Source organism: Ruegeria haliotis (assembly GCF_013377785.1).
Lineage (GTDB): Bacteria > Pseudomonadota > Alphaproteobacteria > Rhodobacterales > Rhodobacteraceae > Ruegeria > Ruegeria haliotis.
In genome coordinates this window covers 25,591-33,158 of the sequence record NZ_JABXWT010000026.1, presented here as the reverse complement: position 1 = coordinate 33,158, position 7,568 = coordinate 25,591, and the positions used below count along the sequence as shown (strand labels likewise).

The window sequence follows — 7,568 nt, the reverse complement described above, 5'->3', positions numbered from 1 at the left end:
CGCCAATTGGAGGAATTGAATCAGCAGTTCAGCCCTCGATCAAACCAGAGTTTTTCAACAAAATATGGCCAGAACGCTAGCTGACAACTTCAGCGGGACCTCCGAAGCACGACGATTGCGCTAGATGTCAGCGCAGTGGACTTAGCTGACTTTGCTCGCCAAATGAGGCAGGATCACACCGACCCAAAAAGAAAACCGATTCATTGTCGGGGCGGAACCTGCCACATCCCGTCTTTCAAAAATGAACTTAATAGAAAGCGATATTATGAAACTATTCACCTCCTCGCTGATATCTGCTGCGACTGCTCTGTGTCTGAACGTTGCTCCTGCGCTTGCAGACGATTTACCCACTCAGAACCAGCAGATGCTGACCTTGCGCGTGACAGAACACAGCCCGCAGATGGAAATCTACATCAAGGATCGTCCGATCCTGGGTTGGCGCCTGACCAGCGACAGTCTGGAAGACATCCCCGCGCCGATCCGCGAAGCTCTGGGCAGTGTCGATGCTACTGGGTACGACGCCGAGTATTTGGCCAAGAACAAAGGGTCCATTGTCGCGCTGCAGATGCGCAAAGATGGCACCGATTTCTACATCATCGGCAAAGAGACCTTTGATAGTAAATACGAGTTGGTTGCCCTGGACGAGGTGGCAGAAAAGAACAGTCGCCTGGTGGAGCGTCTGGACATGGCCCCGGAGGTGCAGAAAATGTTCAACCAAAGAACTACAGGTCTGGTGGGCGCGCTAAAGACGACGCCGGTTGAGATGATCCGTGTTTCAGGGCTGGGGTACGATTTGGGAAAAGAACTAACCATTCAAGCGCCCTGGGGCACTCAGACAAAACCGGCAAAAGCAGATGCGTTTCTAGTCTGGGATAGCGGTGAAAATCAGTACTACATGGTGAACGCAGGCAGTGACGGCAATCCGTCCGGCTATATCCCCGGGCGTTAGTACTTATTGTCCACAAAGATAACGCGGATCAGCAGAGCCTCAGCCGAGGAGATACTCTCGGCAGTGCGGTTAAAATCCTGCCACAGATCCCTTCGGCCTTGACGCTTTTTTGAATCCGGGCACTGATGTAGGCAGCGCGGCGCGTAGCACCCATATCCCGAATGTCATGATCGGCAGCAAACATAGTGGAAAAGAAAAATTGTACTGAAACTGAAGTCGGTCTGACGTTGCAAAGGCTGCGGCTTGAGCGCGACCTGAAGCTGGGAGACCTTGCCGCCCGGGCACAGATATCCACTGCCATGATCAGCCGGATAGAGAACGGTCATGTTTCACCTTCGTTAGCTACGCTCAAATCTCTGGCGGACGCCCTTGATGTGCCCTTGATGGCGTTGTTTGCCCGTTCGGATGCGGCAGCGGATGTACATCATGCGCGTGCCGGGGATGGTCTTCCGGCGCGACGCATCACACAGGGACATACGCATGACTACCTTTTGTTGGGTAAGCACAGTGCGCCCAGAGGCACATTTCAGTCGGCCCGCATCTGTATTTCAAAAGAACAATCAGGCAATTTGCCCAGCTATCAACACGAAGGCCATGTCTTCATATACATGATTGAGGGCAAGGCGATCTATCGTTGTGGTAGCGAGGATTTTGAAATGTCAGCAGGCGACACGTTGAGTTTCGATGCCAAGCTTCCGCATGGATTTCATCAGATCCTCTCAGACAAGATCGAGTTCATTACTGTCTCGAGTCGCCCGCAATAGCCTGTCATCCAGTACTTTTCCGGCTCTTTCGGTCATGATATCAATATATAGCATGACGATCGACTTCTTGAATGCCATATATTTCTGCCCTATGGATCAAATGCAGCCCCTGCATGTCAAAGCAGTCAGAAAAGAGGCCTTATGAACATCACGTTCCGTCAGGTTGACGCGTTTCGCACAGTAGTCTCGACCGGAACCGTGACCGAAGCCGCGGCGATGCTGGGTATTTCTCAGCCTGCGGTCAGCCGTCTGATCTCGGATTTCGAAGATGAAGTGGGGTTTCAATTGTTTCAGCGTGCTGGCCGGGTGCTGGTGCCGACAGACGAGGCCCGGTTGCTGGTGCAAGAGGTGCGGCAGGCCGTCAGCGGCATGGAACACATCAAAGATTCTGCCGCAGCTATCGGCAAGTTTGGTCATGCACGCCTGAATCTGGTGATTACACCAGGCGTTTCCTCGCAACTTGCGCCGGACTTGATTGGAAAGTTCGCCGTTAAATGCCCGCACGCGATGGCTCGGATGGAAATCGCGCCAAACGATGATGCGGTTGAATGGATGGTGTCTCAGAACTATGACTTCGGGATCACGACGACTGAACCGGCCAACCCGTCGTTCGAGAGTCTGGTGATCAAAGACAGTGACGTATGCTGTGTGGTTCCGACCGGTCATGCGCTGGCCGGAAAAGCCCTCGTTCAGGCGCGGGATCTGGCAGGTGAAAACTTCATTTCCTACATGCTGTCGTCGCGGTTTCGCTTTGAAATAGATCAGTTTTTTGCTGCAAAAGGGATCATGCGACACATGCAGTATGAAACGCGGACAACCGACTCTGTCTGTCGTCTGGTATCGCGTGGATTGGGGGTTTCAGTGGTTGGGGCCAGCCTCGATTACCTCCGAACCATTCCGGGCTGTGTAGCCCTGCCCTTCGCAGCGCCGCTGAATTTCCGGGCGGTTTTGTTCTGGTCCAAGAACAAAACGATCTCAGCCGTCGGGCGCAACTTTTTGGATATTGTCCAATCCGAACTCAGCCACGATTGAGGGCTGCCCTAAACGAAGATCTTGCTTGTGCGCTATGAATATAAGCGTAGTCGCGGGGATAGGCGGCGCCTGGCTTGATTTCCATCGAGATGAACTGTGGCCCCGACAAGGACAAAACCTGCGGTATTGCTGCTGCAAACCGGTCTACATTGCCAAAGCGCTGGACGCCGGCATAACCAGCTGCCCAGGCCATTGCCGCAAAATCAACCCTGTCTGCCCCGGGCAGAGGGTGCGCTCCGTTCACTTCGTAAACCCGGTTGGCGGACAGAAAGTGATACAAGTTCGCTACCCCGGCATTGGCAATTGTGACCAATGCCCCGAGGTTCATCAGCAGACTGCCATCGCCATCCAGAACAATCACACGCCTGCCAGGATTGGCCAGCGCCAGCCCCAATCCGTGGGATGACGCCTGACCCATCGCTCCGACGGCGACATAGTTCAGATCACGCGGGTTCAACGCCAGCCAGTCGAAACAACTTTGATACACTGCGACGACTATGTCGTCGTCATGAATATGGGGAATCAGCGCCTTCAGCGCCGAGTCGCGGTGCATGGTCATGTTGCCTCCGGGGGCCGCCCGATCAGAAAAATGTGGGGGCGTGACGAAACATAGGCCGCCTCAACCGCTTGCGGGATTTGCGCTTCGTCTCCGGGTTCCTCTATTAGGGAATGCGACAACTCCATTGCATCCAGCACCGGGCGGATAATCCTGACCCCGTAAGAGGCCGAATCGTCGGGATGCATATGCGGCTCTTTTCCTTGCAAGCCTACCATCATCACGACCGGTAGTTCGTAATCCACCCCGATAGCCCGGATTGCATTGAGCGAATCCATCAATCCGGTCTGTTGCATCATCAAAAGCGCACGGGTCCCGTTATAGGACATGGCCCCGCAGATACTGACCCCTTCATCTTCTTTGCAGATACGGGTCAGACGAAAATCCGGATCCCGAGAGATTGGCCAGAGCAGCCCGTCACTGGTGACAATATCCGGCAGGGCTACGATTTCGCGCACCTGCGCCGCCTTGATTTGCGCCAGAATGGCGGCACCCGAAGGATGCGCGACCTTTGGTGCCTCCTCCGAAACCTTAGGCGAAGCGACCATCACACTCCTCCGTCCAGAAATTTTGCGATACCGTCCCGCGCAATCCTCAGATCGCGCATATGCCCGACAGTGATGCGCAAATAATCCCCGTAGGCGGGCGAAGCGAACCGCCGCACCGCGACCCCTTCCTGCAAAAGCGCGTTTGTGGCCGCTTCTGCGGATTTGTGCATATCGGGAAAATGAACCAGAATAAAATTTGCCTGACTGGGTATCACGCCCAACCCAAGTGCCTGCATCTCGGCGCTGATCCAGTCCCGACCCTTGCGGTTCGCATCATGGACATAGCGTGTATGCGCCTCATCTTCCAAAGCCGCAATCGCAGCTGCGGCAGAGGACGAAGCCACTGGAAAAGTCAAACCGACCCGACGCACGGTATCAATGATATCATCGGGTCCGTACATCCAGCCCACGCGCGCGCCGGCCAGCCCGTAAATCTTGGAAAACGTCCGGCACATGACGACGTTTTTCGCCTCTTCGACCAGAAAATGTGCCGGTTCATAGTCCGGCGCGTCGATGTATTCTTCATAAGCTGCATCAACTATCAGCAATACGTTGTCCGGCAACGCAGCGTGCAGGCGCCGAATTTCAGCACCGCTCAGGTAGGTACCGGCCGGATTTTCGGGGTTGGCCAGATAGACCACCCGCGTCCGATCGGTCAACGCATTGATCATCCGGTCGGCGGATGGTTTGAAATGGTCATCTGCCACCGACACAACCTCGGCATCATTGGCATAGGCGTAGTTCGGAACCTTCAGATAACCGTTTGCACTGCGGATCAACTCGGTGCCGGGTCCAAGATATGCCCGCGCCAGCCGGGCCAGCAAATCGTCGGACCCCTGCCCTGTTGTGATGCGCGCCGCGTCCAGCCCGAAATGGCTTGCAATTGCGGGGGCAAGAATGTGATCCGGGTTTTCCAGATAACGTTCAATCGAGCTGGCGGCAGCCCGTGCCGCGTCTCGAGCAATCGGGCTGGGACCAAACGCACTTTCGTTTGAATTGAGCAAAACAGCGGAGGGCGGAGCAGTATTGGCCGCCCCGCTCACCATATGGGGTTTGATCCTGTCAATTCCCGCCTTCGCGAGGGCAACGGTCATTCATTTCCTCCTGCACCTATAGGCGGGGTGGGTGGTGATTTTCCCTTATATCACATAGATGATCATTTTTAGCAATTCACTTTCAAAAAAGTTATGGTATTGATGGTTGAGATACTACCTAAGGACTCACATGGCTGACAGCAGGCTTCACCTTACAACGGATCTGAACGCTCCGGGCCGGAACATTGGTGATCTGATGTTGAAGTGGTCCGACAATACTGTGCCCCTTGGGGTTTATCCGGTGCCGGTGATCAGCATCCGCGGAAAACCAGGGCCTGTCGTGTTGGTGCTTGGGGGGACCCATGGTGATGAATTCGAAGGTCCGGCAGCAATTCTTCGACTTGCCGCGCAATTGGATCCGTCAGAACTGACAGGTCAGGTGATCCTGATCCCGGCCCTGAACGCCCCGGCAGTTCATGCCTCTTCGCGTGTTTCGCCACTTGATGGCCAGAACCTGAACCGCGCATTTCCCGGAGATGCAGACGGTGGCCCCACCGCAATGCTTGCCCATTTTGTAGAAGCAGAATTGATCCCACGCGCAGATGCGGTGATCGATCTGCATTCAGGGGGTAAGGCATCTGTGTTCCAACCTTGCGCGCTGGCTGCGCGCACGGGCAATGCACAGCTTACCGCAGCCAATATGGAACTCGCCCGGGCCTTTGGGCTGCCGTTGATCTGGGTGCTGGGTGCACATAATGACAACCGATCGGTCAATTCCGCTGCGACCCGCGCCGAAACCCCAATGATCGCGGCTGAACTGGGCGGCGGTGGTGGCGTTGATCCTGAAGTGACCGATCTTGCCGAGGCTGGCCTGATGCGGTGTTTGCGTCATCTGGATGTTCTGCCCAGCGGAACTGTGGATTCTATTCCGACGCACTGTGTGGAAATAGCGGACCCAACACACAGCCTCTACGCGCCTGCCGATGGTCTGTTTGATCGGCGCTGCACCGCAGGACAAAACATCGAGGCAGGCGCATCTGCTGGTACGCTTTTTTTTCCCACCGAACCGGACAGGGCACCAATAAACCTAAGGTTTCCAGTTTCAGGCTTTGTATTAGCCCACGGCAATCGCGGCGTGGTGCGCCGGGGCGACTTGCTGGCTTTAGTGGCGCAACCTGTGCCCGAGAGGTCGTAGATGCGGACCTACACGCCATTCATAAGCGGATCGTTTCAACCTTGGGCTGCCGAAACTCTGCCCAGCATTGATCCGGCCAATGGCACTGAATGGAGCAGGATCGCCCGCTGTGGCGCCGAAAGTGCCGATCAAGCCATACGAAGCGCTGATCGCGCCTTTCGGGAAGGCCCATGGGCCGACACCAGCTCGATGGATAGAGCGGATGTTCTGGACTTGCTTGCCGATACTCTGGAAACCCGTTGGCAAGAACTGGTCGAACCTGAAATCCGCGACAACGGTAAGCGAGTCACCGAAGTGCAGGGGCAATTTTCCGGTTTGCATGGCTGGTTTAGGCATTTTGCAGCGGAAGCCCGCAAAGTGCAGCCCAAACACCAGACGAATGCAATCCCGGGTGTGAGCAGCGTGGGCCACTACATCCCATACGGCGTGGTCTTGGCGATCACGCCCTGGAACTCTCCTCTGATGATCCTTGCATGGAAGCTGGCACCAGCTCTGGCGGCAGGCAACACGGTTGTGGTCAAACCGTCAGAGATGGCATCGGCTTCGACGCTGGAATTTGCCCGGCTTGCGCATGAGGCCGGTTTGCCGCCTGGTGTCCTGAATGTAGTGACAGGGCTCGGCCATGAAGTTGGCGAGGCTTTGGTTCGCCATCCGCTGACCCGTAAGGTGACCTTTACGGGATCTGATTTTGGAGGCCGGAAAGTGGCCGAAGCAGCAGCAGTTGGTGTTGTCCCGGCGGTGCTGGAACTGGGCGGCAAATCTCCGCAGGTTGTCTTTGCCGATTGTGACTTGGACAGTACGGTCCACGGTATTCTGTCAGGTATATTTCTGTCTAATGGACAGACCTGTGTCGCCGGGTCTCGTCTGATTGTCCAAAGCGGCGTGAAAGAGGCGGTGTTGGCGAAACTGTTGAATAAGGCTCGCAATTTGCGTCTTGGCGACCCGATGGAGTCTGAAACTCAAGTCGCTCCGCTGGCCAATGAACCGCATCTGCGCAAAGTGACCGAAATGATTGCGCGGGCAAAATCCGACGGTGCGGATTGCCTGTTGGACGGGACAGAAACCGCCGCCGGGCGGGACGGATATTTTGTTGGCCCTACCATTTTTGACAATGTGACGTCCGACATGCAGCTCTGGCGCGAAGAGGTATTCGGTCCAGTGCTGGCGGTTACCTCTTTTGATACCGAGGCGGAGGCAATCGCGTTGGCCAATGACAGCGACTATGGTCTGGCTGCCGGTGTCTGGACAACAAATCCCGCCAAAGGTGCGCGAGTGGCCAATGCGATCGAAGCGGGCACCGTTTACATCAATCACTATCGCAGTGTTGACCCAGCCAGCCCAATCGGCGGGGTCAAGCTGTCTGGCTATGGGCGCGAACTTGGCCCGGACGCCATCAAGGATTTCTGTCAGGTCAAATCGATCTGGACCGGCACGACGCCGGTTCCGAACCCGTTTCCATGATCTGTGATGACCGAGACGCACGGAGGACG

Annotated in this window: 8 protein-coding genes; 5 read left to right on the top strand and 3 right to left on the bottom strand. The window is 55.8% G+C overall.

Annotated features, from left to right (window positions below):
* The first annotated feature begins 265 nt into the window (after positions 1-265).
* The 3 genes from HW561_RS21990 to HW561_RS21980 all read left to right on the top strand — a co-directional run bounded on the left by HW561_RS21990 (position 266) and on the right by HW561_RS21980 (position 2,745).
* The gene (locus HW561_RS21990) at positions 266-949 is read left to right on the top strand and encodes a hypothetical protein (protein ID WP_176867499.1); all 684 of its coding nucleotides are present in this window, start codon (positions 266-268) and stop codon (positions 947-949) included.
* Positions 950-1,134: 185 nt separating this feature from the next.
* A complete protein-coding gene (locus HW561_RS21985) occupies positions 1,135-1,713 on the top strand; it encodes a helix-turn-helix domain-containing protein (RefSeq protein WP_328803324.1) in 579 nt (192 codons plus the stop codon).
* A gap of 141 nt (positions 1,714-1,854) precedes the next feature.
* Entirely contained in the window at positions 1,855-2,745 is an 891-nt protein-coding gene (locus tag HW561_RS21980; RefSeq protein WP_176867498.1) for a LysR substrate-binding domain-containing protein, read from the top strand.
* Here HW561_RS21980 and HW561_RS21975 read toward each other — a convergent pair.
* The 3 genes from HW561_RS21975 to HW561_RS21965 are packed head-to-tail and all read right to left on the bottom strand — an operon-like array spanning position 2,732 to position 4,943.
* On the bottom strand, positions 2,732-3,304 hold the full coding sequence (locus tag HW561_RS21975; protein WP_176867497.1) for a thiamine pyrophosphate-dependent enzyme: 573 nt from the start codon (positions 3,302-3,304) through the stop codon (positions 2,732-2,734). The genes HW561_RS21980 and HW561_RS21975 overlap by 14 nt on opposite strands.
* Complete coding sequence (locus HW561_RS21970) at positions 3,301-3,849, bottom strand: decarboxylase (protein WP_176867496.1); 549 nt, start codon at positions 3,847-3,849, stop codon at positions 3,301-3,303. The genes HW561_RS21975 and HW561_RS21970 overlap by 4 nt, the downstream gene beginning before the upstream one ends.
* On the bottom strand, positions 3,849-4,943 hold the full coding sequence (locus HW561_RS21965) for a pyridoxal phosphate-dependent aminotransferase (RefSeq protein ID WP_176867495.1): 1,095 nt from the start codon (positions 4,941-4,943) through the stop codon (positions 3,849-3,851). The genes HW561_RS21970 and HW561_RS21965 overlap by 1 nt, the downstream gene beginning before the upstream one ends.
* Before the next feature lie 130 nt (positions 4,944-5,073).
* Here HW561_RS21965 and HW561_RS21960 point away from each other — a divergent pair, with 130 nt between their 5' ends.
* Positions 5,074-6,078 carry a succinylglutamate desuccinylase/aspartoacylase family protein gene (locus tag HW561_RS21960; RefSeq protein ID WP_176867494.1) on the top strand — a complete coding sequence of 335 codons (1,005 nt, stop codon included), beginning with the start codon at positions 5,074-5,076 and terminating at the stop codon, positions 6,076-6,078.
* Entirely contained in the window at positions 6,079-7,539 is a 1,461-nt protein-coding gene (locus HW561_RS21955; RefSeq protein ID WP_176867493.1) for an aldehyde dehydrogenase family protein, read from the top strand.
* Positions 7,540-7,568 lie beyond the last annotated feature (29 nt).

What these genes read in the sequence shown, in the direction of transcription:
- HW561_RS21990 (WP_176867499.1), top strand. Translation starts at nt 266, where the DNA reads ATGAAACTATTCACCTCCTCGCTGATATCTGCTGCGACTGCTCTGTGT.
- HW561_RS21980 (WP_176867498.1), top strand. Translation starts at nt 1,855, where the DNA reads ATGAACATCACGTTCCGTCAGGTTGACGCGTTTCGCACAGTAGTCTCG.
- HW561_RS21975 (WP_176867497.1), bottom strand. Translation starts at nt 3,304, where the DNA reads ATGACCATGCACCGCGACTCGGCGCTGAAGGCGCTGATTCCCCATATT.
- HW561_RS21970 (WP_176867496.1), bottom strand. Translation starts at nt 3,849, where the DNA reads ATGGTCGCTTCGCCTAAGGTTTCGGAGGAGGCACCAAAGGTCGCGCAT.
- HW561_RS21965 (WP_176867495.1), bottom strand. Translation starts at nt 4,943, where the DNA reads ATGACCGTTGCCCTCGCGAAGGCGGGAATTGACAGGATCAAACCCCAT.
- HW561_RS21960 (WP_176867494.1), top strand. Translation starts at nt 5,074, where the DNA reads ATGGCTGACAGCAGGCTTCACCTTACAACGGATCTGAACGCTCCGGGC.
- HW561_RS21955 (WP_176867493.1), top strand. Translation starts at nt 6,079, where the DNA reads ATGCGGACCTACACGCCATTCATAAGCGGATCGTTTCAACCTTGGGCT.